The organism is Kitasatospora sp. NPDC058243 (assembly GCF_042882025.1).
Classification (GTDB): Bacteria; Actinomycetota; Actinomycetes; order Streptomycetales; family Streptomycetaceae; genus Kitasatospora.
This window is the reverse complement of sequence record NZ_JBHVWW010000044.1, coordinates 13,668-39,540: the sequence shown is the minus strand read 5'-3', so window position 1 is coordinate 39,540 and position 25,873 is coordinate 13,668. Positions and strand designations below refer to the sequence as shown.

Below are 25,873 nucleotides of genomic sequence, written 5' to 3'. Positions count from 1 at the left end.
ACGATCAAAATCTCACAGCTCGTGGCCGAGGTCGGCCGCCAGGGAGGTGAGCAGGTCGTAGGCGGCGTCCGGGATGACGGTGCCCGGCGGGAAGACCGCCGCCGCCCCCGCCTCGTACAGCGCGTCGAAGTCCTGCGGGGGGATCACCCCGCCGACCACGATGGTGATGTCCTCCCGGCCGGCCTCGGCGAGTGCGGTGCGCAGCGCGGGGACCAGGGTGAGGTGCCCGGCGGCGAGCGAGGAGACGCCGACGATGTGCACGTCCGCCTCGACGGCCTGGCGGGCGACCTCGTCGGGGGTCTGGAAGAGCGGGCCGACGTCCACGGTGAAGCCGAGGTCGGCGAAGGCGGTGGCGATCACCTTCTGGCCGCGGTCGTGGCCGTCCTGGCCCATCTTGGCGACCAGGATGCGCGGGCGCCGGCCTTCGGCCCGTTCGAACCGCTCGACCAGGTCGCGGGTGCGCTGGAGGGAGGCCGAGGGGCCCGCTTCGTCTCGGTACACACCGGAGATGGTACGGATCTGGCCGCTGTGCCGGCCGTACACCTTCTCCAGGGCGTCCGAGATCTCGCCGACGGTGGCCTTCGCCCGGGCCGCGTTGACGGCCAGGTGCAGCAGGTTGCCGTCGAGCGAGCCGCCGCGCTGCGGGCCGGCCTCGGCGGCCCGGGTGAGCGCGTTCAGCGCGTCCTGGCAGGCCGCCTCGTCGCGCTCCTCCCGGAGCCGGCGCAGCTTTTCGAGCTGGCGGGCGCGCACCGAGGAGTTGTCGACCTTGAGCACGTCGATCTGCTCGTCGCTGTCCACCCGGTACTTGTTGACGCCGATGACCGGCTGGCGGCCGGAGTCGATCCGGGCCTGGGTGCGGGCGGCGGCCTCCTCGACGCGCATCTTCGGGATGCCCGCGTCGATGGCCTTGGCCATGCCGCCGGCCGCCTCGACCTCCTGGATGTGCTGCCAGGCGCGGCGCGCCAGGTCGTGGGTGAGCTTCTCGACGTAGGCGGAGCCGCCCCACGGGTCGATGACCCGGCAGGTGCCGGACTCCTGCTGGAGCAGCAGCTGGGTGTTGCGGGCGATCCGGGCGGAGAAGTCGGTGGGCAGCGCCAGCGCCTCGTCGAGCGCGTTGGTGTGCAGCGACTGGGTGTGGCCCTGGGTGGCGGCCATCGCCTCCACGCAGGTACGGGTCACGTTGTTGAACACGTCCTGGGCGGTGAGCGACCAGCCGGAGGTCTGCGAATGGGTGCGCAGCGACAGCGACTTGGCGTTCTTCGGGTCGAACTGCTTGACCAGCTTGGCCCACAGCAGCCGGGCCGCGCGCAGCTTGGCGACCTCCATGAAGAAGTTCATGCCGATCGCCCAGAAGAACGACAGCCGCGGCGCGAAGGCGTCCACGTCCAGGCCCACGTCCAGGCCCGCGCGCAGGTACTCCACCCCGTCGGCCAGGGTGTAGGCCAGCTCCAGGTCGGCGGTGGCCCCGGCCTCCTGGATGTGGTAGCCGGAGATGGAGATGGAGTTGTACCGGGGCATCTTCTGCGAGGTGTACGCGAAGATGTCCGAGATGATCCGCATCGACGGCTGCGGCGGGTAGATGTAGGTGTTGCGGACCATGAACTCCTTGAGGATGTCGTTCTGGATGGTCCCCGCCAGCTTCTCGGGCGCCACCCCCTGCTCCTCGGCGGCCACGATGTACAGGGCCAGGACGGGCAGGACGGCGCCGTTCATGGTCATCGACACCGACATCTTGTCCAGCGGGATGCCGTCGAAGAGTTGGCGCATGTCGTAGATCGAGTCGATCGCCACGCCCGCCATGCCGACGTCGCCGGTGACGCGCGGGTGGTCGCTGTCGTAGCCGCGGTGGGTCGGCAGGTCGAAGGCGACCGAGAGGCCCTTCTGGCCGGCTGCCAGGTTGCGGCGGTAGAAGGCGTTGGACTCCTCGGCGGTGGAGAAGCCCGCGTACTGGCGGACGGTCCACGGCTGGTTGACGTACATGGTCGGGTACGGCCCGCGCAGGTACGGGGCGATGCCCGGGTAGGTCTCCAGGAAGTCCAGGCCGGCCAGGTCCGCCGTGGTGTACAGCGGCTTGACGCCGATGCCCTCGGGGGTGTCCCAGACCAGCTCGTCGACGTCCTTGCCGGTGGACTGCCGCCAGGCGGCCCGCCACTGGCCGTCGGTGACGTCCCCGGAGGGATCCCCGTTCAGCCCGATTCCGGTGAAGTCGGGGATCATCGTGCCACTCCGATCTGGTCGAGCAGGGAGGTGAGGACGGCGATGGCGTCCCCGCCCGCGTGGATGAACTCGTCTACTCCTGCCGGGACTTCGCCGAGTCGACCGGCCAGCAGCACCCGTCGGGCTCCGGCCGCCTTCAGCGCGCCGGCGACGGCCTCGGCGTGCTCGCCGTACTGCGCGTCGCTGGAGCACAGGCAGGCGGCGGTGGCGCCGGAGGCGGTGAAGGCCTCGGCGAAGGCGGCCGGGTCGACGGACTCCAGCGAGGTCGTCGCGATGCCGCCGGCCTGGAACAGGTTGGCGGCGAAGGTGGTGCGCGCGGTGTGCGCGGAGGCGGTGCCGATCGAGGCCAGGAACAGCTTCGGCCGCTCGCCGGTGGCCGCGAGCTGCGCGTCCGAGCGGTCGCGCAGCGCCTCGTACGCCTCGGCGCGGCGCACCTGCGGCAGCCCGCCGCCCGGTGCGGCCGGGGCCGGTTCGCGGACCAGCGGCTGCTCGTCCAGGTGCGGGAACTCGCTGACACCGGTGACGGGTTCGCGCCGCTTGGCGAGCTTGACGGAGCGCTCCGCCCAGGTCGCGGCGATCCGCTCGCGGACCGTCCCGTCGGTGAGCGCCGTCTGCTGGCCGCCGGCCCGCTCGATCTCCTGGAACCAGGCCCAGGCGGCCGCCGCCAGCTCCTCGCCCAGCTGCTCGACGTACCAGGAGCCGCCGGCCGGGTCGATCACCCGGGCGAGGTGGGACTCCTCCAGCAGGATCGACTGGGTGTTGCGGGCGATCCGGCGGGCGAAGGCGTCCGGCAGGCCGAGGGCGCTGTCGAAGGGCAGCACGGTGACGGCGTCGGCGCCGCCCACGCCGGCGGCGAGGCAGGCGACGGTGGTGCGCAGCATGTTCACCCACGGGTCGCGGGCGGTCATCATCACCCGGGAGGTGACCGCGTGCTGGCGCTGCGCCGAGGCCGCCGCGGAGGCCCCCGACACCTCGGCGACGCGGGACCAGAGGCGGCGCGCGGCACGGAACTTGGCGATGGTGAGGAACTGGTCGGCGTCGGCCGCGTAGCGGAATTCCAGCTGGCCGAGCGCGGCGTCCACCGACAGCCCGGCGGCGGTGAGCGCCCGCAGGTAGGCGACGCCGGTGGCGAGCGAGCAGCCCAGCTCCTGGGCGGGCGAGGCGCCGGCCTCGTGGTAGGGCAGGGCGTCCACGGTCAGCGCCCGGACGCCGGGGTACTCGGCGGCGCAGCGGGCGGCCAGCGCGGTGGCCTCGGCGAGCAGCGCGGTGGTGCGTCCGGTCTCGCCGGTGCGGGCCTGGAGGCCCAGCGGGTCGGCGCCGAGGTTGCCGGCGGCGGCGCCGGGGGAGACCTCGCGCTCCTCGTACAGGGCGAACAACTGCTCGGCGGCGGCGGTGAATTCGGGCCCGGCGTCGAGTGCCACGGCGGCCAGGTCGAGGTACACGCCGGTCAGCGTCTCGGGCAGGGCCGTGACGGGCAGGCCCGCGCCGCCGAGCTCCAGCCAGAGCGAGCCGACGCCGTTCTCCAGGTCGGCCAGGACCGCCTCGTTGGTGCGCCGGCGGTCCGGGTCGGCGTGCCGCTGGCGGACGTCCCAGCCGGCGACGGCCGCGCCCTGCGGCCGGCCGCCGCGGACGAACGGGGGGAAGCCGGGGTAGCCGGCTTCGGCCGGGGCGTCCTCGGCGGTGTACAGCGGGCGGGCGCGCAGCCCGTCCGGGAGTTCGGTGGTGAGCGCCCGCTCGGCGGCGGCGCCGTCCGCGGGCTGCGCGCCGGACTTGCGCAGCACGCCCTCGACGAGCTGCTGCCACTGCTCGCGGTGTGCGGCCGGGAATTCGGCGGCGAGGGGGAGCCCTTCGGGCAGGACGTTCATGACCGCAGGTTAGCGCTCGTTCGCAGGCCCGCAGGAGGGGCGGCCCGTGTGACCTTTCCCTCGATTTGGCACGTTCTCAGCACTCCGGGCGGCGAGGAGTGCCGCGGACGGTGGCACCCGAGGTCAACGCCGGTGCCGGGGGCCACGATCGATCGCCCGGAACGGCCCGGAACAGGGGGATTGCGGAACCCCTCCACTCATCTATTAAGTTACTTCGAAGAAGGTGGGCGGGGACCGAACCCCCGTAGGTCCTCGCCCGCCTTCGCCGTCCCCTGCCGTCCCCCGAAGGAGAGCCCCCCGCCATGGGAAAGCGTCGCAAGCCCAGCCCCCCGAGCCGGGCCCGCATGGCGGTCCTCACCACGGCCATGGCCGGCGGCGCCGTCCTCGCCTCCGGCACCGCCCACGCCGAGCCCGCCCCCAACCTGGCCTCCGTCAAGGAGCAGGTGGACAAGCTCAACGAGGAGGCCGAGCAGGCCGTCGAGCAGTTCAACGGCTTCCAGGAGAAGCAGCAGAAGCTCCAGGGCGACGCCAGCAAGATCCAGGAGAAGGTCGCCCGCGGGCAGGAGGCGATGAACGAACTGCGCTCCCAGCTCGGCGCGGTGGCCGCCGACCAGTACCGCACCAACGGCATCGACCCGTCCTTCCAGCTGATGCTCGACTCCGACCCGGCCGCCTACCTGGAGCGCGCCTCGGTCCAGAACCACCTCGCCGACTCCCAGATATCCCTGCTCAAGCAGGCCCAGAACGAGCAGCGCAAGCTCGACCAGGACCGCGCCGAGGCCACCGCCACCCTGGCCCAGCTCGACTCCGTCGGCACCGAGCTGGGGGAGAAGAAGAAGCAGATCCAGGTCAAGCTCGCCCAGGCGCAGGGCATGCTCAACAAGCTGAGCGCCGAGGACCGCGCCAAGATCAACGCCCAGCAGAACGCCGAGAAGGCCAAGGCCGAGGCCCAGGCGGCGGCCGCCGCCGACCGGGCCTCCCGCTCCTCGGAGCGCCCGAACATGAACACCCCGGCGCCGCCCGCCAGCGGTCGCGCCGCCGCCGTCCTCCAGTTCGCCTACGCCCAGCTCGGCAAGCCCTACGGCTGGGGCGCGACCGGCCCCAACAGCTTCGACTGCTCCGGCCTCACCGGCGGCGCCTACCGCGCGGGCAACGTCAAGCTGCCCCGGATGTCCCAGGACCAGTGGAACACCGGCTCCCGCGTCCAGCGCGCCGACCTCCAGCCCGGCGACCTGGTCTTCTTCTACCCCGACATCCACCACGTGGGCATCTACATCGGCGACGGCAAGATGATCCACGCCCCGCGCACCGGCAAGAACGTCGAGGTCCTCCCGATCAGTGCCATGCCGTACGTGGGCGCCGTCCGCCCGTAGCCGTAGCCGTAGCCGTAGGCCGTGGCTGCAGCTGTGTGCTGTGCCCGGCAGTCCGGCAGTCCGGCAGTCCGGCAGCCCGCTCCCGCCTCGGCGGGGGCGGGCCTTCGCGTTCTCCGGGGCCGCCATCTGGACATACTTGCCTCCGCAGTCTCCCCACACCTGCAGGGTCGTCACGGAGAGAGAGCACCATGGTTGACACGCCCGCGCCCACCACCCGCGAGGAGAACCCGTGAGCCTGCCCGAGACCGTCCAGCTGGCCCCCGCTTCGGCCGACTACGCCTACACCTTCGGCGGGCGCGCACCGCTCGTCACCGTGCAGCCCGGCACCATCGTCGAACTGACCACCGAGGACTGCTTCGGCGGCAAGGTGCGCGGCACCGGCGACCTGCCCAGCCAGGTGTGCGTCTTCCCCTACCTCAACCCGGTCACCGGGCCGATCGCGGTGGCGGGCGCGGAGCCCGGCGACGTCCTCGCGGTGCACTTCGTGGAGATCACCCCGGCCCGCGACTACGGCGTCTCCAGCACCTTCCCGCACTTCGGCGCGCTGACCGCGACCCACAGCACGGCGATGCTGCACCCGCCGCTGGAGGAGCGGGTCTGGGTCTACGACCTGGACCTCAAGGCGGGCGTCTGCCGATTCCGGGCCCGCAACAGCGACTTCACGGTGGACCTCCCGCTCGACCCGATGCACGGCACCGTCGGGGTCGCCCCGGCGGCCGGCGAGGTGCTGGCCTCGATCACGCCGGGCGCGCACGGCGGCAACCTGGACACCCCCGAGATGAGGGCCGGCACCACCGCCTACTTCGGGGTCAACGTCCCGGGCGGGCTGCTCGCCATCGGCGACGGCCACGCGCGCCAGGGGGAGGGGGAGGTGTGCGGGACGGCGGTGGAGGCGGCCATGCGCACCACCGTGATCGTCGACCTGGTCAAGGGCGGCGGACCGGCCTGGCCCCGGCTGGAGGACGACCGCTTCCTGATCAGCACCGGCTCCGCCCGCCCCCTGGAGGACGCGTTCCGGATCAGCCAGCACGACCTGGTCGGCTGGACCGGGCACCTGCTCGGCCTGGACCAGCTCGACGCCTACCAACTGGTCAGCCAGGCCGGGCTGGCGCCGGCCGCCAACGTCTGCGACACCAACTACACGATGGTCGCCAAGCTGCCGAAGAGCCTGCTCGGGCGGGTCCGCGCCTACGACGGCCTGCACGACCGCCTGCGCGAGACCGCCGAGGCGTACCTGCGGCACCGGTAGGGTCGGTCCGGGATCGTGACCGGGGGGCGGCGGGCGCCCTACGGGTGCGGCGCGCAGGCCAGCAGGTACGGCAGCAGCGGGAGCGCCGACACCGCCATCCAGAAGGCCAGTTGGCGCCCGCGCCGACCGTGCCCCGGGCGGGCCAGTCGGCGGACCCGGGCCAGCACCCCGGTGGCGGCCACCGCCAGCGCCCCGCCCGACGCGGGGCCCAGTGACCCGCCCGGCGGGATGCCGTGCGCCCCGCCCGGCACGATGCCGGGCGCGGCGCCCGTCGGGGCCCCGGACGTCGCCAGGGCGCAGAGCGCGGAGGCGAGTTCGCTGCGCGAAACCCGCGCCAGCGCGGCGTCGTCGGCCGCCATCTCCAGCAGCAGCCCCACCTCCGCCCGCCCTCGCCGGGCCAGCGGCAGCGGGCCGAACAGCAGGGCGAAGGTGTCCGCCGGCAGCCGGAACAGGTGGTGGCGGCCGCGGATGTGTCCGTGCTCGTGCGCCACCGCCGCGGCCAACTGCCGTTCGTCCAGCAGCCGCAGCGCCCCGCGCGACAGGACCACCCGGGAGCTGCGGCCGGGCAGGCAGTAGACGGTCGGGTGGGCGTGCTCCAGGATCAGGGCGCCCCAGCGCCCGTCCCGGACGGCGACCAGGTCCAGCATCGCCCGGTGCCGCCGGCGCGCCCGTCCGGCCCGGACGCCGACGGCCGTCACCACCGTGGCGATCGCGGCCCCGGCGGCGGCCAGCAGCCACCAGTCGTGGGTGTGCGGGGCGGTGGGCCCGACCGGCTCCGGGTGCGGGAACAGCCCGACCAGCCCGGCCGGCTCGTGGGCGAACGGTTCCACCGCGTGGTGCGCCGCCAGCAGCAGAGCGACCAGGAAGGAGGCCATCAGGGCCAGCCAGAGCGCGGCGCCCGCCGCCGGGCGCGCCTGCAACCGGGCCGAGCCGGCCAGCCGGCGCGGCAGCAGGACCCCGGTCACGGCCAGGTGGAGGCCGAGCAGCGCGAGGGTCACTCGGCGTCCCGGGCCTTCACCTGCTCCAGCGCCGCCAGCAGCGCGGACGCCTCGTCGCTGCTCATCCCGTCGACGAAGTGCAGCAGCGCACCCGCCCGGTCCGGCGTGGTCTCCAGCGCCTGGCGCATCAGCTGCGCGGTGTACGCCTCCCGGGTGCAGGTCGGCTCGTACGCCCAGGCCCGGCCCACCTTGTCCCGGCGCAGCCAGCCCTTGGTGTGCAGGATGTCGGCCACCGTGGTGACGGTGGTGTACGCGACCGGCCGCTGACGCTGGAGGTCGTCCACCACCTCGCGTACGGTGGCGGGCCGGCCCCAGGACCACAGCCGGTCCATGATCTCGGCCTCCAGGTCGCCGAACCCGCGCAGCACCGCCGTTCTCTCCCTCGCCGACCCGCCGGCGCCCTTCGCCCGCTAGAACCCGCCCATGGTACGGCCCTCTCGCGCGTGGGTCGCCCGCGCACGCCGAAGCCCGCCCCCCACTTCGGAGGGCGGGCTTCGGCGTGTGGCGGGGGGCAGGAAAACCACCGCCCCATCGGGATGCGGGAGCGGGTCAGCAGGGCGGCGAGCAGCCCCGCCAGCACCGGGAGCACCAGGACGACCAGCAGCAGCTGGCCCCAGGGGGCGGTGATCAGGGCCGGGTGGCCGCCGAACCCGCTAGCCCGGGACTTCAGCAGGCCCACCGCGGGGACGAAGCCGTTGACCGCCCCGAGCAGCGCCCCGAGCAGGGCGATCATCGCGCACTGCAGCCCCGCCATGGTGCGGCGGATCCGCGGCGGTGCGCCGACGGCGGCCAGGGTGGCCTGGTCCTGGCGGGAGTCGGCGGCGGCCAGACCGGTGGCGATGCCGGCGGCGCCGAGGACGACCAGCCCGGCGAAGCCGCTGAGCGCCAGGGTGAGGGCGTCGCCGCGGGGCTGGAAGCCGCGCTCGACCTCCAGCTGGGCGGCCCGGTCGAGCCGGACGACGGCGGCCTCGGCGCGCTGCTGGGCCTTGCGGTCGGGCGGGGTGGCGGGCACCCAGATCGCGCCGGTGGGCCTCGCGGCGAGCCCGGGCAGGAGCTTGGGCAGCGCCGAGGGCAGGATCAGGCCCTGGGCGAAGCGGGCGGCGTTCGGGTTCTCGACCAGGACGGCGTCGGCCGGGATTTCCTGGAGGTCGGGCTTGGGGATCTCGCCGGGCTGGAGCGGCGCGCCGGAGCTGCCGCGCAGTTGGAGCACCGCCCGGCCGTCGCCGGCGAGGAAGGCGCGGTCGAAGACCAGGATCTTCCCGGCGGCCAGGGCCTGTTCGGCGGCCGGGTCGTGGATGCCGAACTGGGTGCGGAGCATGGCGGCGTCCCCGGCGGCCAGGTGCGGCGGGCCGGACGCGGTGCGCCAGTTCACGGTGCCCTTGAGCTGGACGGTGCTGGAGCAGTTGGCACAGAACTGGTACACCGCTTCGCCGAGGTCGGCGCGCGGCCCCAGGTCGGTCAGCTGCTTGCCCACCTCGGCGCGCAGGCCGTCGAGTTGCGGTCCGTCGGCGGTGGAGAGGAGCTGCACGGCGCCGTACGGGGCCTGCGGCCGGTAGTCGCGGCGGTTCTCGGCGTCGGTGCTGGTGCTGTAGACGCCGATGGCGACGGCCCCGGCCACGGCGGCCATCACGGCGGCGACGGCCGGCGCGGTGCGCGAGCGGTGCCGGGCGGAGTCGCGCAGGGCGAGTCGGGGGCCGAGCGGCAGCCGCTTGGCGAGCCGGCCGAGCAGGGCGACGAGTGCGGGGGTGCAGGCGAGCAGGCCGAGTTCGGCGATGACGGAGCCGCCGAGCACGGTCAGCGTGCGGGTGTCGTAGGTGCTGACGACGGGCACGCCGCCGTGTTGCACTGCGCTCGCGCCGTACAGGGCCAGGGCGGCGCCGGCGGCGAGCAGCAGCACACCGAGCACGGTGACCCAGCGGTTCGGGGCCTGGACGGTGTCCCGGCCGGTGAGTCCGGCGGTGACGCTGCTGCGGGCGGCCTGCCGGGCGGGCAGTGCGGCCGCGAGGAGCGCCGTGAGCAGGCCGATCCCGCCGATCGCGAGCAGGTCCAGTGGCGGCAGGGCGAAGTGCCCGAAGCGGGCGCCGCCGGCCCGTTCGATCCACGGGCGCAGCCCGGCGACGAGGCCGCCGCCGAGGACCACGCCGACCACGGCCCCGGCCGTGCCGAGGACGAGGGCGCCGCCGAGCACCACCGCGCCGACGTGCGTCCGCCGGCCGCCGGCGGCGCCGAGCAGCGCGAGCTGGCGGCGGGAGCGGCGGGCGCCGACCGCGAAGGCGGGGCCGGCGAGCAGGGCGACCTCCAGCAGGCCCATGCCGGTGACGGTGGCCACCACGACCTTGGTGTTGTCGTCGGCGGAGGGGCCGAAGGAGCGGTAGGCGTCCCGGTAGTAGGGGACGGCAGCGCGCGGCGGCGGGGCGAGCGCGACCGAGCGGGCGGTGAGGGTGTAGCCGTGGGCGTTGAACTCCTGGACCTTGGCCCAGTCGAGGGCGGCCCCGGCGGGGAGCCGGACCAGCCAGGCGCCGCGTTCGGGCTCCGGCGCTGCCGCGGCCGGGCTGCCGGGAGGCGTGGCGGCGGCGAGCTGGCTCAGCAACGCGCCCGGCTGGGCGACGAGTTCGACCCGGCGGAGGTCGTCCGGGTGCTCGACGACGCCGGTGATGGTGAAGGTGGTCCGCTCCAGGCCGGGAAAGGTGGTGGTGCCGCCGACGGCCAGTCCGGAGTTGTCGAGGAAGGCCCGGGTGGCGGCCAGTTCGCGCGGGCCGCCCGGGGCGTGGCCGTCGACCAGGTCGAGCCGGCCGTGCCAGAGCGGGTCGGCGAGGTCGGCCTCGGTGGTGAGGGTGCGGACCAGGCCTTCGGGGGAGGTGGCGCCGGTCTCCGGGCCCTGCCGGGCGGAGGTGAGCACGCTGCCCGGCGGCAGGAGTCCGGTGACCAGGGCGACGGGGTCGGTGCCGGCGGCCTTCTGCTGCTCGGCCGTGGGCGGCTGCCCGGGGCGGGGCTGGACCGCGAAGGCGCCGTCCTCGGCGACCGGGGCCTGCTCGACGGTCCGGCCGGGGGCGAGCGACGTGACCAGGGCGTCCGCCCCGCCCAGCACCCGTTCGACCCGTTCGGCCGGGGTGAGCTGCCCGCTGCGGTGGACGACGTCGGCGCCGGTGACGCCGAGGACGGGCAGCGCGATCATGGCGACGATCAGGGCGCTGCGGCCCTTGGCGCGCAGCGCGTCGCGGCGGGCGATGCGCAGGGCGACCTTCCAGGCGCCGAGTCTCATCGGGTCACCTCGCCGAAGCCGCCGGCCGCGTGGCCGAAGTCGCCGGACGTGTGGCCGTAGTCGCCGGACGCGTGCCCGGCTCCGTCGGCCGGAGCACTGAGCGGCTCGGTGGTCAGTCGGCGCTTGCCGGTGCGCCGCCCGTGGCTCTCGGAGGCGACCGCGCCGTCCTTCAGGTGGACCACCCGGTCCGCCCAACTGGCGTGCGCCGCCTCGTGGGTGACCATCATCGCGGCGGCCCCGGCGTCGCAGCGGGCGCGCAGCACGGCGAGCACGGCCTCGCCGGTGGCGGAGTCGAGGGCGCCGGTCGGTTCGTCGGCGAGGACGAGCCGGCGCTCGCCGATCAGCGCGCGGGCGATGGCGACGCGCTGCTGCTGGCCGCCGGACATGTCGTCGGGGAAGCGGTCGGCGAGTTCCCCGATGCCGAGTTCCTCCAGGGCGGCGAGCGCCTCGCGGCGGGCGGCGCGTCCGGAGACTCCGTCGAGTTCGCGGGGCAGCGAGATGTTCTCGGCGGCGGTGAGGGCGGGGATCAGGTTGTAGTCCTGGAAGACGTACCCGATGGAGCGCCGCCGAAGGTCGGCGAGCCGGCCGCGGCTGAGGCCGCCGAGGGCCACGCCCTCGACCAGGATCTCGCCCTCGCTGGGCGTGTCGAGTCCGCCGGCCAGGGTCAGCAGGGTGGACTTCCCGGAGCCGGACGGGCCCATGACGGCGACGAACTCGCCGGGGTGGACGGCCAGTTCGACGCCGCGCAGGGCGTGTACCTCGGCGGCGCCCCGCCCGTGCACCCGGGTGACGTTGGCCAGGTGCAGGACGGGTGCGGATCGGGTCGGATCGCTGTGGGACACACTTCCCCCTCGTGAGCTGTTGAGCTGCATATGTCGGTGAACTATATATGCCGGATGGGGGTGCACGTCGAGGGGTGGGTTTGGTCAAGCTTCTACAAAGCTGTCGAAGTTCGGTCGAAACGCCGCTATCCGGGTGAAGGGGAGGGTCTATGCTTGACGAGGTTTGCAAGGCACCTCGTTCGGTGAGGCGTCTTCACGGACACAGGCCACTGACCCGACGACGTCGAGAGACGCCCAGGTTCAGGACAGGTCTTCCCGAGTTAAGGGTTGACCCCAAGTGGCTTCCGGCCCGACCGGGCTGGACACGCCGTGGAGTGCCAAAGCTCTGACGAGTTGGGGTGTGCCGGTCCCGTGGGGCCGGTCCGCTCCTTGCCGTGTCGCGATGCGGTGCACAGACGGTGCACCCCCGACCGGGAGGAGGCGAGAGACATGGACTGCGATAGTCCGGGCCATAGTCGCCCCTGCCCCCGCATGCTCTCGATCACCTCTGGCACGCGGTAACAACCTTCCCTGCGCTCGTTCACCTGACGCTGCGTCATGCGCTCAACCGCGCCCCGACGCACGACGTCTGACGCTCCGTCATGCCCTCACGGCCGCCGCCGCTCAGCGCCGCCGTGCGGTCCGGCGGCGTGCGCTCGCAGGGAGGATCGCTGCTGCGTGCCCCCTGTCGCCCCCTCAAGGAAGGGGGCAGGGAGGCCCTGCCATGACCAACGTGATGCTGGACCCGAAGGTCCCCACCACCACCCGTACCGCCGTGCTCGACGACGCCCACGTCGGCGACATCAGGGGTGCGCTCGGCACCATCCGGCTCGACGACACCACGCCGCGCCACGGCCTGTCCGCGCGGCTCAAGACCCTGCTGGCGATCGTGGGCCCCGGCCTGATCGTGATGGTCGGCGACAACGACGCGGGCGCCTTCTCGACGTACGGGCAGGCGGGGCAGAACTACGGCACGCAGCTGCTGTGGACGCTGCTGATGCTGGTCCCGGTGCTGTACGTGAACCAGGAGATGGTGCTGCGCCTGGGCGCCGTCACCGGTGTCGGCCACGCCCGGCTCATCCTGGAGCGCTTCGGGAAGTTCTGGGGCGCGTTCAGTGTCATCGACCTGTTCCTGCTGAACGCGCTGACGCTGGTCACCGAGTTCATCGGCGTCACCCTGGCCGCCGGGTACCTGGGCCTGCCGAAGGTCGCCTCGGTGGTGCTGGCCGCCGTGATCATCATCGCCTCGGCGTTCACCGGCTCGTTCCGGCGTTTCGAGCGCGTCGCGGTCACGCTGTGCGTGGGTTCGCTGCTGCTGGTGCCGATCTACTTCATGGTCCACCCGAAGACCTCGCAGATGGCGCACGACTTCACGGTGCCGAGCATGCCGGGCGGCTCGGGCCAGCTGGCGGCCGTGATGCTGGTGATCGTCTCCATCGTGGGCACCACCGTCGCCCCGTGGCAGCTGTTCTTCCAGCAGTCGTACGTCATCGACAAGCGGATCACGCCTCGGTTCATGAAGTACGAGAAGGTCGACCTGTGGATCGGGATCGCCATCGTCATCATCGGCGCCGCCGCGATGATGGGCTTCACCGCCGCGGCCTTCGCCGGCACCGACGGCTTCGGCCAGTTCTCCGATGCGGGCGCCGTCGCCAAGGGCCTTGAGGACAAGGCCGGGCACGTGGTGGGTGTGCTGTTCGCCATCGCGCTGCTGGACGCCTCGATCATCGGCGCCTTCGCTGTCTCCCTCTCCACCGCCTACGCGATCGGCGACGTGTTCGGCATCAGGCACTCGCTGCACCGGGGCGTCAAGGGCGCCAAGGGCTTCTACGCGATCTACGCCGGCCTGGTGGTCGCGGCGGCCGCGATCACGCTGCTGTCCACCGGCTACACCCAGGGCCTGATGACGCAGTTCGTCCAGGTGCTGGCCGGTGTGCTGCTGCCCTCGGCGACGGTGTTCCTGCTGCTGCTGTGCAACGACAAGGCCGTCCTGGGGCCGTGGGTCAACGGGCCCAAGACCAACGCCTTCACCTCCGCCGTGGTCGGCGTGCTGGTGATGCTGTCGCTGATCCTGACCGCCGCCGTGGTCTGGCCCGACATCAGCTCGCAGGCGATCCTGTGGATCATGGCCGGCTGCGGCGTGGCGGGCGTGCTGGTCGCCGGGTACTTCTTCACCTTCGGCCGCACCGCCACCAAGGAGGACCCCGTCGACCGCACCGGCCGCGAGGAATGGCGGATGCCCCCGCTGGAGACCCTCGGCAAGCCGGTCATGTCCACCGCCCGCAAGGTCGGCATGGGCGCCCTGCGCGCCTACCTGCTGGTCGCGATGGTGATGGTCATCATCAAGATCGTCCAGACCGCGCTCAACCACTGAGCCGCAGACCGCAGCCCGGACGGACGGGTGGTGGGCAGCGGCCCGCCACCCGTCCGTCCGTCTCCCTGCTCTTCCAGCTCTCCCCGCTCTCCCAGCTCTCCCAGTGAAGGAGGTGCCGTCGTGCACACCCTGACCACCGCCGACTTCCTCGTCCGGCTCGCCACCGGGGTCGCCTGCGGCGCGCTCATCGGCGTCGAACGCCAGTGGCGGGCCAGGATGGCCGGCCTGCGCACCAACGCCCTGGTCGCCGCCGGCGCCACCCTGTTCGTGCTGTACAGCGAGGCCGTCGGCGACGCCGCCAGCCCCACCCGGGTCGCCTCCTACGTCGTCTCCGGCATCGGCTTCCTCGGCGGTGGCGTCATTCTGCGCGACGGCGCCGGCGTCCGCGGCCTCAACACCGCCGCCACGCTGTGGTGTTCGGCCGCCGTCGGGGTGCTCGCCGCCGCCGGGAAGCTCGAATTCGCCGTCCTCGGCACGCTCGGCGTCCTCGCCGTCCACCTGATCCTGCGCCCGGCCGGCCGGATGCTCGACCGGGCCCCGCAGTCCGGCAGCGACCCCGACTCCACCGTCCGCGCCACCGTCCACCTGGAATGCGAGCGCAAGGCCGAGACCCACATCCGGGCCCTGCTGCTCCAGGCCCTGTCCGCCTCCGGCCTCGCCCCCACCGGCCTGCGCGCCCGCCGCACCGACAGCGGCGACGCCACCAGCCTGCGCGCCACCGTGGCCATCACCGGGCAGGTCGCCCCGGCCCTCGAACAGGTCGTCAGCCGGCTCTCCCTCGAACCCGGCGTCCGCGACCTGCACTGGCACCTCGACGACGAACCCGACGACCCGAGCCGCCCGGCGCTCGCCTAGGGCGCGGCCCGGGGGAGGTAGAACGGAGGCACCGTCACGAGGCCGACCAGGAGGTCCCGATGTTCACCCCCGACCCCAGGCACGGGCCGCTGGTGCCGATGCTGCTGGTGCTCACCGTCGTCACCGGACTGGTGGACGCCGTCAGCTACCTCCGGCTCGGCCACGTCTTCGTCGCCAACATGACCGGCAACGTGGTCTTCCTCGGCTTCGCCCTGGCCGGTGCCGCCGGACTCTCCGCCACCGCCTCGCTGAGCGCCCTCGCCGCCTTCGTACTCGGCGCGCTGGTCGGGGGCCACCTCGCCCGACGGCTGCCCGACCACCGCGGGCGGCTGCTGACCACGGCGGTGGTCGCCCAGACGGTGTTCGTCGCCGCGAGCATCGCCCTGGCCACCGTGGCCGGCTACACCTCCGACCCGGCCCGCTACGGCCTCATCGGGCTGCTGGCCTTCGCCATGGGCGGCCAGAACGCGGTGGTCCGCTCCCTCAAGGTCCCCGACCTGACCACCACGGTGCTCACCATGACCATCACGGCCCTCGCCGCCGACCGCACCGGCCCCCGCCGGCTGGCCTCCGCCGTCTGGATGTTCGTCGGCGCCCTCGTCGGCGCCCTCCTCATCCGCCAGGCCGACGTCCCCATCGCCCTGACCCTCGCCCTGGCCCTCCTCGTCGCGGTCGCGGCCCTCACCCACCGGGCCGCCGGAGCCCACCCCGCCCCGGACTGGACCCACCCGCTCTGACCCGGCGCCGCGTCCCGCTGCTCGCCGGTTCCCGCTCGTCCACAGGGGTCAGTCGTCCTGGCGGTGGCCGGCGCGGCCGCTCCAGAGGGGTTCGAGGCGGGCCCAGCCCTGGGTCCAGGCCTCGTCGGCGCGGCGGTCGAGGACGTGCAGGCGAAGGCGCAGGGCGAGGGTGAGCAGGGCCAGGAGGGCGAGGAGGGCGCCGGCGCCGGTGCAGACGGCGGAGACGGCGACGGCGGCGCGGTTGGTCGGGGGCGAGGAGAGGGCGCCGGCGGGGTCGACCCAGACGGGGACGACGGTGCCGGTGACGGCCGTACGGGGGGCCTGGACGGTGCCGGTGTGCGGCTGGCCGTCGGGGTAGGTCCAGGAGGCCTCGGCGTCGACGCGGGTGCTGTAGCCGGCGCCGAAGCGTCCTCCGGCGCCGGTGTCCGTGCCGGAGCCGTGGTCGGGGAGGGTGAGCACCACGGCGTCGACCTTGTGGAGGCGCAGGCGGTCGCTGTCGGCCTGGGGTGCGGTGGCGTGGTAGGCGAGCAGGGAGCTGCCGGTGGCGAAGGCGAGGGCGAGCAGGGCCCCGAAGGCGCTCAGCAGCCAGGCGCGGGCGCGGGCCCGGTCGACGGGCCGGACCAGCGGTTCGTGCCGGGCACCGAAGGCCCGCCGCAGCCGGCGGCCGGTTCGCGGCGGGCGCGACGAGGGCCGGGCGGGGCGGGGTGTGCTGGACACGTCGACGGCTCCTCAGGGGGGTTGGGGCGGCGCGGTGGTGAGGTCGTGAGGCTTCGTCACCCAATTTCCACCCGGTGGCCGCCCGCGCACAAGAGTCGTGCGGGCTCGTACCACCGGGACCTGCGGACGGCGCCGCCGCGCGCCGGTCGCGTTCCGGGTCGCGCCCGGGTGCGCGGCCTCCCGGCGCCCCTTCGCGCACCCGGGACGTTCGGCCCTCGGCAGCGGCCGGGTGGGCGGGCAGGCTGGGGTCCGGCCGCATCCTTCGTGTCAGGGGACGGCTTGGCCCGGTTGACCGTGGGGGTGCCGGGCCGTGGTGCGGTGCAGGGGGTGAGCGTGGGGCTGCCTCCTGCCCGCCCGCACCCGGGTGACGGTGTTTCCGCCCGGGTCCCGACCGCGCTCTGGCCGCGTTCTGACCGGCTTCCGCCCGGGTCTCACCCGGGTTCTGACGGGGTTTCCGCAGGCATGGGCCGTATTCTCGCCAGCTATACACTCAGAGTATACGCGTGGGGTATGGTCTCCCCCATGAGTGTTCCTTTGACCCTGCTGGGGCTGCTGGAGCGGGAGCCGAGCCATGGCTACGACCTCAAGCGCGACTACGACTCCCTCTTCGGCCGCGGCAAACCCCTCCCGTACGGACAGGTGTACGCGACCCTCGGCCGGCTGGCCCGGGACGGCAAGGTGGTCGCGGGCGAGGCGGAGCCCGGCGACGGACCCGAACGCAAGCGCTACGTGATCACCGACGCGGGGGTGACGGAGTTCGAGACCTGGCTCCGGGATCCGGTCGCGCCCGAACCCAACCTGCAGAGCGTGCTGTTCACCAAGGTGGTGCTGGCCCTGATGCTGGGCCGCGACGCCGAGGAGTACCTGGACACCCAGCGCGCCGCCCACCTGCGCCGGATGCGCGAACTCACCGAACTGCGCCGCACCGGCGCCCTGGTGGACGCCCTGCTCGCCGACCACGGCCTGTTCCACCTGGACGCCGACCTGCGCTGGATCGACCTCACCACCGCCCGCCTGGACGCGCTGGCCGAGGCGGTGCGCTCATGACCGCCGTGATCGAGGCCCGCGACGTCGCCCTGTCCTTCGGTGAAACCCCCGCCCTGCGCGGGGCGAGCCTGTCCGTCGAGGCCGGCGAGGTGCTCGCCATCATGGGCCCGAGCGGCTCGGGAAAGTCGACGTTACTGCACTGCCTGGCCGGCATCCTGGTGCCCGACGCGGGCGAGGTGCTGTTCAACGGGCAGCGCCTGGACACCCTGAACGAGGCGGGGCGCAGCGCCCTGCGCCGCGACAAGTTCGGCTTCGTGTTCCAGTTCGGCCAGCTCGTCCCGGAGTTGACGGCGGAGGAGAACGTGGCGCTGCCGCTGCTGCTGAACGGCGTGCGCCGCGCGGACGCTCTCGCGCAGGCCCGGCCGTGGTTCGCCCGGCTCGGCCTGGACGGCATGGAGCGGCGCCGCTCCGGCGAACTGTCCGGTGGTCAGGCGCAGCGCGTGGCGCTGGCCCGGGGCCTGGTGGCCCGGCCGCAGGTGCTGTTCGCCGACGAGCCGACCGGCGCGCTGGACTCGCTGACCGGCGAGCAGGTGATGGAACTGATGGTCGGCTCGGCCCGGGAGCAGGGCACCACCGTCATCCTGGTCACCCACGAGCCGCGGGTCGCCGCCTACGCCGACCGCGAGGCGATCGTCCGCGACGGCCAGGCCCGCACGCTCTCCGCCGGGGCCGGGGCCGGAGCCGGGTCGGTGGCCTCGTGATCCGGTTCTCGCTCCGGCTGGCGGTCAGCGGCGGCCGGGAGGCGCTCGCCCGGCTGCTGATGATCGCGGCGGCGGTGGCGATCGGGGTCGGGCTGCTGCTGTCCACGCTCGCCAGCATGAACGCGATCGACCGCGCCAACCAGCGCCAGGTCTGGCTCGACTCCGGGGCCCGGAGCCGGACCGAGAGCGCGCAGGTCGACCCGCTGTGGTGGCAGCCCCACAACGACTACTACGACGGCTCGGAGATCCGCGAGATCGACGTCGCCGCGACCGGGCCGACCTCGCCCGTCCCGCCGGGACTCGACCGGGTGCCGGCCCCCGGCGAGTACTACGCCTCCCCGGCGCTGGCCGCGCTGCTGCGCACCGTCCCGGCCGTCGAGCTGGGCGATCGCTTCCCGGGCCGGATGGCCGGCACCCTGAACGACTCGGCGATGCCCTCTCCGGACACGCTGGCCGTGGTCGTCGGCCGGACGGTCGGCGAGGTCCAGGCCGCGCCCCGCGCCGTCGCCGTCACCGCCATCGCCACCACCCGGCCCGAGTGCGGGAACGGCGACTGCTTGAGCCGGGGCATCCGGGGTGACGCGATGACGCTCATCCTGTCGGTGGTGGGCGGTGCGATGATCTTCCCGGTGCTGATCTTCATCGGCACCGCGACCCGCCTGTCCGCCGCCACCCGGGAGCAGCGGTTCGCCGCGATGCGGCTGGTCGGTGCCACCCCGCGGCAGATCTCGGTGATCGCCGCGGTCGAGTCCACCGTCGCCGCGGTGGCCGGTACGGCCGCCGGATTCGGCCTCTACCTGGCGCTGCGCCCGCTGGTGGCCGACGTGCCCTTCACCGGCGGCCGCTTCCACCTCGACGACCTGAGCCTGACCGGCCTCCAGGTGCTGGGCACCGTCCTGGCCGTGCCGCTCGCCTCGGCGGTGGCGGCCCGGTTCGCGCTGCGCCGGGTCACCGTCTCCCCGCTGGGCGTCAGCCGCCGGGTCACCCCGCGGCCGCCCCGGGCCTGGCGGCTGGTCCCGCTGCTGGCCGGGCTCGCGGAGCTGGTGTACTTCCTCGGCCGCCGTCCGGCCACCGGGAACGGACAGGCGGCGGCCTACCTGCCCGGGTTCCTGCTGGTGATGCTCGGCCTGGTGATCGCCGGGCCGTGGCTGACCATGGTCGCCGCCCGTGCGGTCGCCCGCCGCACCAGCCGTCCGGCCACGCTGATCGCGGTGCGCCGGCTCGCGGACGACCCGAAGGCCGGATTCCGCGCGGTCAGCGGCCTGATCCTGGCACTGTTCGTCACCACGTCGACGGTCTGCGTCATCGGCACGATCAACGCCAACCGCAGCTCGCTGGATGGCGACCAGTCGTCCCGCGCGTCCGTGGTGCAGGGCGACTACCGGGACGGCAGGCAACTGACGGACGCGGTGCCGGAGCAGGTCCTGGCGCAGGCGCGGGCCGTGCCGGGCCTGCGGGGTCTCGCGGTGCTCCACACCAACCCGGCCGGCCTCGGAAAGATCCCGGTGAGCCCGCGCCCGGACGCCCCGCTCCTCACCCCCGGCCTGGTGTCCTGCGCGGACCTCGCCGAGGTCCCGGTGGTCGGCCACTGTGCGGCCGGGGCGAGCGTGGCGGCCGTCCCGTCGCGCGAGTTCCTCAACCTCACCTCGCGCCCGGACGCCGAGTGGCCCGCCGTCCCGGTCTCCGCGGAGGAGGTCGCGAAGCTCCCGGTCCAACTGCTCTACGCCACGACCGACGGATCGACGGCGGCGAAGGAGCAGGTCCGGACGGTGTTCACCGAGGCGTGGCCCGACCACGACGCGCACACGGTCGGCGACTGGGCCACCGAAGGCCAGCAACGGCTCGCCGGCTGGCGGCAGTTGGCGAACGTGGTGCTGCTGACCACGCTCCCGATCGCCGGGTGCAGCCTCGCGGTCAGCGTGGTGGCCGGACTCTCCGACCGCAGGCGGCCGTTCGCGATGCTGCGGCTCACCGGCTCGCCGCTGCGGCTGCTCCAGCGGGTGATCGCGCTGGAGAGCGTGCTGCCGCTGCTGTCGGTGGCGGTGATCTCGATCGGCGCGGCCCTCGCCGCCTCGGCCCTGTTCCTCAGCTCCCAGATGGACTACCACCTGGTGTCGCCGGGCGCGGTGTACTTCGGCTTCGTCGCCCTCGGTGTGGTGGCCTCGGTCGGGATCATCGCCTCGACGCTGCCGCTGCTGAAGCGGATCACCGGCCCCGAGGCCGCCCGCAACGGCTGACGGCCCGTCGCCGCCCGGCGTGGGCGGCGGCCCGTCGCCGTTCGGGCGAGCCGGACCGTCGGCGCCCGGGCGAGCTGGACCGTCGGCGCCCGGGTGGGCTGGACCGCCGCCGCCCGGGCGTACCCCGTCGCCCTCAGCGGGTGACGGGGTACCCGGTCGTTCCGGCCCGGACCGCCGACGGCCGTTCCGGCAGCCAGCTGCCGAGGACCAGCGAGGACGGGTAGAACATCGGCTCCGGCAGCGCGTCCAGCGCGACGCGCTCCCAGCCGCCGCAGGCGTGCGGCTCGGTGACGACCGCCTCGGCCAGGCTCGGCGGCGCCAGCACGGCGGCGGTCAGCCGGGGCCGGCCGAGCTCGTGGTCGAGCAGGAGGGCGAGCACCCGCATCTGCTCGGCGGGCAGCACGATGCCGGTCTCCTCGGCGAGTTCGCGGGCCGCGGTCTGCTCGAAGGACTCACCGGGATCGACCTTTCCGCCGGGCAGGCTCCAGGTGGGCGGCTCGCCGGCGGTGGTGCGCCGGCCGATCAGCACCCGGCCGTCCCCGGTGGGCACGATGATTCCTGCGCCGAGCAGCGGTGCGGTGGTCAATTCGCCATCTCCTTCGCGGGGATCCTCGCGGGGACCGGGGTTACCAGTTGGAGCGCTCGTAGTCCTTCAGGAAGCAGCCGTACAGGTCCTCGCCGAGCTCGCCGCGGACGATCGGGTCGTACACCCGGGCCGCGCCGTCGACCAGGTCGAGCGGGGCGTGGAAGCCCTCGTCGGCCAGCCGCATCTTGTCCGGGTGCGGCCGCTCGTCGGTGATCCAGCCGGTGTCGACGGCGGTCATCAGGATGCCGTCGGTCTCGAACATCTCGTGCGCGCTGGTGCGGGTGAGCATGTTGAGCGCGGCCTTGGCCATGTTGGTGTGCGGGTGGCCGGCGCCCTTGTAGCCGCGCTGGAACACGCCCTCCATCGCGGAGACGTTGACCACGTACTTGCGGCGGGAGGCGGAGGCGGCCATCGCCGGGCGCAGCTGGCTGATCAGGATGAACGGCGCGGTGGAGTTGCAGAGTTGGACCTCCAGCAGCTCGACCGGGCCGACCTCCTGGACGGTCTGCACCCAGCTGTTGGTGGGCGCGAGGTCGGGCACCAGTCCGCCGGCGTCGATCGCGGTGCCGGCCTCGATCCGGGCGGGCGTGGCGGAGCCGGTGACGAGCGCGAGCGAGGTGACGTCCTCGGCGGCCATCCGCTGCGCGTCGCCGCTCGCCTGGTGGGGGAGGGCGGGAAGGTCGACGCTGCCGCTGCCGAAGCGGCCGATGGTGGTGGCCTGCGGCAGCTCGCCGGCCGGCAGCGGCGCGGACTCGGCGGCGAGCAGCTCGCGGTAGGACTCCGGCGGGCGGCGCACGGTCTGCGCGGCGTTGTTGATCAGGATGTCCAGCGGGCCGTCGGCAGCGACCTCGTCGGCGAGCGCCATGACCTGGGCCGGGTCGCGCAGGTCGATGCCGACGACCTTGAGGCGGTGGATCCACTCGGCGCTGTCCGGCATCGCGGTGAAGCGGCGGATGGCGTCGTTGGGGAAGCGCGTGGTGATGGTGGTGTGGGCGCCGTCGCGCAGCAGCATCAGCGCGATGTACATGCCGATCTTGGCCCGGCCGCCGGTGAGCAGCGCGCGCTTGCCGGTGAGGTCGGCGCGGGCGTCCCGGTGGGACCGGTTCTTGACGGCGCAGTCCTGGCAGAGGTTGTGGTAGAACGCGTCGACCTCGACGTACCGCTGCTTGCACGTGTAGCAGGAGCGGGGCCGCTCCAGGATGCCGGCGATCTCGGTGCTGGTGACGGTGGTCAGGCCGAAGGCGCCGGCGGTCTCGTCGTCGATCCGGGTGGGGGCGCCGGTGGCGGTGCGCGCGGTGACCTCGCGGTCGTTGGCGGTCTTGCGGGCCCGGGTCTCCTGGCGGCGGCGCTGCTTGAGGGTCCGGAATATGCCGCCGACGGCCTGGCGGACGGTGATCGCGTCCGGGTGGTCGACGTGCAGCTGGTCGAGCTCGGCGAGCACGTCCAGGCAGAGCCGCAGCCGCTCGGGGTCGAGGCCGGGACCGTAGTCGATCTCCTCCCCGGTGTCCGTGTCGCTCTGGTCCTGCTTGATGTCCACGCCCGCCGTCATTGCCTGTCGCCGCTTCCCGCTCGCCTCGCCGTTACCGCGTGAATGCTACGGGAGCGGCCCAGGCCGGGGCGAAAACCGCCAGCCTTGGATGATCGTCCAAGTCTACGCGCGGAGCATTGATCATGGTTTGTACACAGTGCCAGCAATGGGCCTCGAACTGGCTTTTGATCCCACCGTCCCGGAGAATCGAATGCTGGGTGCCGGGCGCCCGAGTGCGCCCGGCGGCAGTGCCGCAACCGCACCCGAGGTGTAATTTCTCCCAGCCAGAGAGCCCCCTTCATGCGCTTCCTGAACGACCTCAAGCCCTCGTACGACCTCACGTACGACGACGTCTTCATGGTCCCCAGCCGTTCCGCCGTGGGCTCCCGGCAGGCGGTCGACCTCTCCTCGGACGACGGCACCGGCACCACCATCCCGCTGGTCGTCGCCAACATGACCGCCATCGCGGGCCGCCGGATGGCCGAGACCGTCGCCCGCCGCGGCGGCCTGGTCGCCATCCCGCAGGACATCCCCACCGAGGTCATCGCCGAGGTCGTCTCCTGGGTCAAGCAGCGCCACCTGGTGCACGACACCCCGATCACCCTCGCCCCCGGCGCCACCGTCGCCGAGGCGCTGTCGCTGCTGCCCAAGCGCGCGCACGGCGCCCTCGTGGTCGTCGAGGACGGCAAGCCGGTCGGCGTCGTCACCGACTCCGACTGCCAGGGCGTGGACCGCTTCACCAGCCTCGCCGACGTGATGTCCCGCGACCTGCTGCTCCTGGACGAGGGCATCGACCCGCGCACCGCCTTCGACAAGCTCACCGAGGCGCACCGCAAGCTCGCCCCGGTCGTCGACGCCGAGGGCCGGCTCGTCGGCATCCTCACCCGCAAGGGCGCGCTGCGCGCCACCCTGTACACCCCGGCCGTGGACGCCGCCGGCAAACTGCGGATCGCCGCCACCGTCGGCATCAACGGCGACGTGGCCGGCCAGGCCAAGGCCCTGATCGACGCCGGCGCCGACGTGCTGGTCGTGGACACCGCGCACGGCCACCAGGAATCGATGATCAGCGCGCTGCGCGCGGTGCGCGGCCTCGACCCGCGGATCCCGATCGTGGCCGGCAACGTGGTCTCCGCCGCCGGTGTCCGCGACCTGGTCGAGGCGGGCGCCGACATCCTCAAGGTCGGCGTCGGCCCCGGCGCCATGTGCACCACCCGGATGATGACCGGCGTCGGCCGCCCGCAGTTCTCCGCCGTGCTGGAGTGCGCCGCCGAGGCGCGCCGGCTCGGCAAGCACGTGTGGGCCGACGGCGGCGTCCGCCACCCGCGCGACGTCGCGATGGCACTGGCCGCCGGCGCCTCCAACGTGATGATCGGCTCCTGGTTCGCCGGCACCTACGAGTCCCCGGGCGACCTGCAGACCGCCGCCGACGGCCGCCAGTACAAGGAGAGCTTCGGCATGGCCTCGGCCCGTGCGGTCAGCAACCGCACCTCCCAGGACTCCTCGTACGACCGGGCCCGCAAGGCGCTGTTCGAGGAGGGCATCTCGCACTCCCGGATGTTCGTCGACCCGGCCCGCCCGGGCGTCGAGGACCTGATCGACTCGATCGTGGCCGGTGTGCGCAGCTCCTGCACCTACGCGGGCGCCAACACCCTGGAGGAGTTCCAGGAGAAGGCGATCGTCGGCATCCAGAGCGCGGCCGGCTACGCCGAGGGCAAGCCGCTGCACTCCAGCTGGGCCTGATCGGGCCGGGCCCGAGCGCCCGCTCCTTCACCGGCCGGCCGGTTCCTCGCCTCGGGGAGCCGGCCGGCCGCCGTGCGGGGCGCGTCCGGTGCCTTGCGGGGTACGTCCGGCGCCGTGCCTGGTGCGTCGGGCGCCGTGCCCGGTGCGTGCAGTGCCTTGCCTGGTGCGGCCGGTGCGGCCGGTGCGTCCGCCGCCGTGCCTGGTGCGTCCGCCGTGCCCGGTGCGCCGCCGGCTGCGTCCCGCGCGGGGTGCGGGCCGAGCGGGAGCAGCAGGGCGTGGCCGAGCAGGCCGGCCGAGCAGTCCAGGGCGGCGGCGAAGGCCCGCGCGGCGGCCGGCACCGCGCGCAGCTCCCAGAGCGCCTGGACGGCGGACCACGCCCCCTCGCGGGCGGCCTCCACGGACCAGACGCCGAGCAGGTGGGTGAGCGGCTCGGCGCGCTCCAGCACGTCCGGGCCGGGCATCAGCTGCTCCCGGACGGCCGTCTCCACCTCCGCCAGCAGACCGTTGATCCGGTGGTAGTCCGCCGCGAGCCCGGCCGGCTCGCAGCCCCGCCGCAGGCAGGTGTCCACGACGGCGAGCGGCAGGTCGTGCTGGATGTGGGCGTTCATCCCGGCCAGCGCGAACTGCAGCGGGTGCACCCCCGGGTGGGCGCGCAGCGCGAACAGCGGCCGCCAGCAGGCGGGCGGCTCCTGCCCGGCCGCGTCGGCGGCCACGGCCAGCAGGTAGCGCCCGGCGAACACCGTGTCCAGTTCGGCCATCGCCGCCGGATCGGCGAAGTACGAGCCGCCGAGCCGGTCGCGGACGGCCTCCGTGACGGTGAGGTAGAGCCGGTTGAAGACCGCCACCCCGTCCGCCGGGGGCAGACCCGCCCCGATCTCCCGCAGCCGACCGACCACCTCCTCGACCGTGACCGGCGCCGTGACGTGAGCCGTGACCGGCGCCGTGACAGGAGTCGCGACAGGCGCTGTGACCGTATTCGCGGCCAGCACCGCGACCGGCGTGCCGTCCGCCGCCATCGTCGTACCGGGCATGCGCCACCCTCCGATGTCGATCGTGCACTGATCGCATCATCGTGGCAGCGCGGACGGCAGCCCGGTGCGTGCGGCACGCGGCGCGCGGGGGAGACCAGGTGATCAGCCCAGGTCGTACTCCAGGACGTAGGTGTGAGTGCCGGCCTCGTCGACGGCCAGGCGGAACTCGCCGGTGAGCCCGGCCAGCTCGCCCGACCCGGTGCCCGGCACCACGCGTATGGTCGTCCCGCCGGTGTCCCACGCCGCGTGCTGGAGCACGAACGAGCCCATCCGCCCGTCCAGTTCGCCCGTCACGTGCTCCACCGCGACGTACGACGCCGGGCCGCCCGAGGGGCCCGCGACGGAGAGCATCCGCACCTCGCTGGTGCCGCTCAGCCCGCCCGTGAAGTTCTTGGAGATCCGGACCCGCCCGAAGGCCGCACCCTCGCGCTCCTCCGTCTCCACCGGTTCGAAGCTGGTCAGCTCGAACGACCCGTTGGCCTTGGACCCCATGGTGTTCTCCTCCCGACGATCGTTGCCCGGCCGGCCCCTCACC

At 73.9% G+C, this 25,873-nt stretch carries 19 protein-coding genes, 1 pseudogene and 1 riboswitch; of the genes and pseudogenes, 9 read left to right on the top strand and 11 right to left on the bottom strand.

The annotated features are described in order from the left end of the window. Nucleotides 1-12: 12 nt before the first annotated feature. The gene (gene scpA, locus ACFVX9_RS25735; RefSeq protein ID WP_063346509.1) at nucleotides 13-2,217 is read right to left on the bottom strand and encodes a methylmalonyl-CoA mutase; all 2,205 of its coding nucleotides are present in this window, start codon (nucleotides 2,215-2,217) and stop codon (nucleotides 13-15) included. Continuing rightward, nucleotides 2,214-4,082, bottom strand: coding sequence for a methylmalonyl-CoA mutase family protein (locus ACFVX9_RS25730; RefSeq protein ID WP_380380668.1), 1,869 nt, complete (start codon nucleotides 4,080-4,082; stop codon nucleotides 2,214-2,216). The genes scpA and ACFVX9_RS25730 overlap by 4 nt, the downstream gene beginning before the upstream one ends. A gap of 302 nt (nucleotides 4,083-4,384) precedes the next feature. On the opposite strand from ACFVX9_RS25730, the gene ACFVX9_RS25725 reads away from it, so the two are divergent. Continuing rightward, nucleotides 4,385-5,455, top strand: a complete 1,071-nt coding sequence (locus tag ACFVX9_RS25725) for a C40 family peptidase (RefSeq protein WP_063346507.1) — start codon at nucleotides 4,385-4,387, stop codon at nucleotides 5,453-5,455. 229 nt (nucleotides 5,456-5,684) lie between these two features. Further along, nucleotides 5,685-6,704, top strand: coding sequence for an acetamidase/formamidase family protein (locus tag ACFVX9_RS25720; RefSeq protein ID WP_380380670.1), 1,020 nt, complete (start codon nucleotides 5,685-5,687; stop codon nucleotides 6,702-6,704). 38 nt (nucleotides 6,705-6,742) lie between these two features. On the opposite strand, the gene ACFVX9_RS25715 is transcribed toward ACFVX9_RS25720, so the two are convergent. The 4 genes and pseudogenes from ACFVX9_RS25715 to ACFVX9_RS25700 all read right to left on the bottom strand — a co-directional run bounded on the left by ACFVX9_RS25715 (nucleotide 6,743) and on the right by ACFVX9_RS25700 (nucleotide 11,836). Continuing rightward, the gene (locus ACFVX9_RS25715; protein ID WP_380380672.1) at nucleotides 6,743-7,702 is read right to left on the bottom strand and encodes a M56 family metallopeptidase; all 960 of its coding nucleotides are present in this window, start codon (nucleotides 7,700-7,702) and stop codon (nucleotides 6,743-6,745) included. Next, nucleotides 7,699-8,034, bottom strand: coding sequence for a BlaI/MecI/CopY family transcriptional regulator (locus ACFVX9_RS25710; RefSeq protein ID WP_387983645.1), 336 nt, complete (start codon nucleotides 8,032-8,034; stop codon nucleotides 7,699-7,701). Before ACFVX9_RS25710 ends, ACFVX9_RS25715 begins: the two co-directional genes overlap by 4 nt. Nucleotides 8,035-9,677: 1,643 nt before the next feature. Then, nucleotides 9,678-10,013: pseudogene (locus tag ACFVX9_RS25705) on the bottom strand (FtsX-like permease family protein); the annotation flags it as partial. A gap of 947 nt (nucleotides 10,014-10,960) precedes the next feature. Then, nucleotides 10,961-11,836 carry an ABC transporter ATP-binding protein gene (locus tag ACFVX9_RS25700; protein WP_387983643.1) on the bottom strand — a complete coding sequence of 292 codons (876 nt, stop codon included), beginning with the start codon at nucleotides 11,834-11,836 and terminating at the stop codon, nucleotides 10,961-10,963. 137 nt (nucleotides 11,837-11,973) lie between these two features. After that, a riboswitch (M-box (ykoK) riboswitch) is annotated at nucleotides 11,974-12,151 on the top strand. 358 nt (nucleotides 12,152-12,509) lie between these two features. Between ACFVX9_RS25700 and ACFVX9_RS25695 the strand changes: the two genes are divergently transcribed. From ACFVX9_RS25695 to ACFVX9_RS25685, 3 genes are all read left to right on the top strand, one after another. Further along, nucleotides 12,510-14,159 carry an NRAMP family divalent metal transporter gene (locus tag ACFVX9_RS25695; protein WP_387983642.1) on the top strand — a complete coding sequence of 550 codons (1,650 nt, stop codon included), beginning with the start codon at nucleotides 12,510-12,512 and terminating at the stop codon, nucleotides 14,157-14,159. 120 nt (nucleotides 14,160-14,279) lie between these two features. Continuing rightward, nucleotides 14,280-15,014 (top strand): MgtC/SapB family protein, encoded by a 735-nt coding sequence (locus ACFVX9_RS25690; RefSeq protein WP_063346501.1) that lies wholly within the window; start codon nucleotides 14,280-14,282, stop codon nucleotides 15,012-15,014. 59 nt (nucleotides 15,015-15,073) lie between these two features. Next, nucleotides 15,074-15,751 (top strand): YoaK family protein, encoded by a 678-nt coding sequence (locus ACFVX9_RS25685; RefSeq protein ID WP_063346500.1) that lies wholly within the window; start codon nucleotides 15,074-15,076, stop codon nucleotides 15,749-15,751. Nucleotides 15,752-15,799: 48 nt separating this feature from the next. Here ACFVX9_RS25685 and ACFVX9_RS25680 read toward each other — a convergent pair whose 3' ends face one another. Then, nucleotides 15,800-16,468, bottom strand: coding sequence for a hypothetical protein (locus tag ACFVX9_RS25680; protein WP_387983640.1), 669 nt, complete (start codon nucleotides 16,466-16,468; stop codon nucleotides 15,800-15,802). Nucleotides 16,469-16,990: 522 nt separating this feature from the next. Here ACFVX9_RS25680 and ACFVX9_RS25675 point away from each other — a divergent pair. From ACFVX9_RS25675 to ACFVX9_RS25665, 3 genes are read left to right on the top strand one after another with little or no spacing between them, the layout of a single operon-like run. Next, on the top strand, nucleotides 16,991-17,515 hold the full coding sequence (locus ACFVX9_RS25675) for a PadR family transcriptional regulator (protein ID WP_380376580.1): 525 nt from the start codon (nucleotides 16,991-16,993) through the stop codon (nucleotides 17,513-17,515). Further along, nucleotides 17,512-18,216, top strand: a complete 705-nt coding sequence (locus ACFVX9_RS25670; protein WP_380483924.1) for an ABC transporter ATP-binding protein — start codon at nucleotides 17,512-17,514, stop codon at nucleotides 18,214-18,216. Before ACFVX9_RS25675 ends, ACFVX9_RS25670 begins: the two co-directional genes overlap by 4 nt. Continuing rightward, nucleotides 18,213-20,453 carry an FtsX-like permease family protein gene (locus tag ACFVX9_RS25665; protein ID WP_387983639.1) on the top strand — a complete coding sequence of 747 codons (2,241 nt, stop codon included), beginning with the start codon at nucleotides 18,213-18,215 and terminating at the stop codon, nucleotides 20,451-20,453. The genes ACFVX9_RS25670 and ACFVX9_RS25665 overlap by 4 nt, the downstream gene beginning before the upstream one ends. 133 nt (nucleotides 20,454-20,586) lie before the next feature. Here ACFVX9_RS25665 and ACFVX9_RS25660 read toward each other — a convergent pair whose 3' ends face one another. Beyond that, complete coding sequence (locus ACFVX9_RS25660; protein ID WP_063346495.1) at nucleotides 20,587-21,039, bottom strand: NUDIX hydrolase; 453 nt, start codon at nucleotides 21,037-21,039, stop codon at nucleotides 20,587-20,589. Nucleotides 21,040-21,079: 40 nt separating this feature from the next. Next, on the bottom strand, nucleotides 21,080-22,570 hold the full coding sequence (locus ACFVX9_RS25655) for an SDR family NAD(P)-dependent oxidoreductase (protein WP_380483941.1): 1,491 nt from the start codon (nucleotides 22,568-22,570) through the stop codon (nucleotides 21,080-21,082). A gap of 297 nt (nucleotides 22,571-22,867) precedes the next feature. Here ACFVX9_RS25655 and ACFVX9_RS25650 point away from each other — a divergent pair, with 297 nt between their 5' ends. Continuing rightward, on the top strand, nucleotides 22,868-24,307 hold the full coding sequence (locus ACFVX9_RS25650; RefSeq protein WP_387983637.1) for a GuaB1 family IMP dehydrogenase-related protein: 1,440 nt from the start codon (nucleotides 22,868-22,870) through the stop codon (nucleotides 24,305-24,307). Here the strand turns inward: ACFVX9_RS25650 and ACFVX9_RS25645 are convergent. Beyond that, nucleotides 24,268-25,338, bottom strand: coding sequence for a DUF5995 family protein (locus ACFVX9_RS25645; protein WP_387983636.1), 1,071 nt, complete (start codon nucleotides 25,336-25,338; stop codon nucleotides 24,268-24,270). The two genes, ACFVX9_RS25650 and ACFVX9_RS25645, sit on opposite strands and share 40 nt — an antisense overlap. A 102-nt stretch (nucleotides 25,339-25,440) precedes the next feature. Then, nucleotides 25,441-25,830, bottom strand: a complete 390-nt coding sequence (locus tag ACFVX9_RS25640; RefSeq protein WP_387983634.1) for a DUF3224 domain-containing protein — start codon at nucleotides 25,828-25,830, stop codon at nucleotides 25,441-25,443. Between the last annotated feature and the right edge of the window lie 43 nt (nucleotides 25,831-25,873).

Coding starts and splice junctions, on each gene's coding strand:
- ACFVX9_RS25670 (WP_380483924.1), top strand. CDS start 17,512: ATGACCGCCGTGATCGAGGCCCGCGACGTCGCCCTGTCCTTCGGTGAA.
- ACFVX9_RS25725 (WP_063346507.1), top strand. CDS start 4,385: ATGGGAAAGCGTCGCAAGCCCAGCCCCCCGAGCCGGGCCCGCATGGCG.
- ACFVX9_RS25730 (WP_380380668.1), bottom strand. CDS start 4,082: ATGAACGTCCTGCCCGAAGGGCTCCCCCTCGCCGCCGAATTCCCGGCC.
- ACFVX9_RS25650 (WP_387983637.1), top strand. CDS start 22,868: ATGCGCTTCCTGAACGACCTCAAGCCCTCGTACGACCTCACGTACGAC.
- ACFVX9_RS25685 (WP_063346500.1), top strand. CDS start 15,074: ATGTTCACCCCCGACCCCAGGCACGGGCCGCTGGTGCCGATGCTGCTG.
- ACFVX9_RS25675 (WP_380376580.1), top strand. CDS start 16,991: ATGAGTGTTCCTTTGACCCTGCTGGGGCTGCTGGAGCGGGAGCCGAGC.
- ACFVX9_RS25700 (WP_387983643.1), bottom strand. CDS start 11,836: ATGCAGCTCAACAGCTCACGAGGGGGAAGTGTGTCCCACAGCGATCCG.
- ACFVX9_RS25695 (WP_387983642.1), top strand. CDS start 12,510: ATGACCAACGTGATGCTGGACCCGAAGGTCCCCACCACCACCCGTACC.
- ACFVX9_RS25640 (WP_387983634.1), bottom strand. CDS start 25,830: ATGGGGTCCAAGGCCAACGGGTCGTTCGAGCTGACCAGCTTCGAACCG.
- ACFVX9_RS25645 (WP_387983636.1), bottom strand. CDS start 25,338: ATGCCCGGTACGACGATGGCGGCGGACGGCACGCCGGTCGCGGTGCTG.
- scpA (WP_063346509.1), bottom strand. CDS start 2,217: ATGATCCCCGACTTCACCGGAATCGGGCTGAACGGGGATCCCTCCGGG.
- ACFVX9_RS25710 (WP_387983645.1), bottom strand. CDS start 8,034: ATGGACCGGCTGTGGTCCTGGGGCCGGCCCGCCACCGTACGCGAGGTG.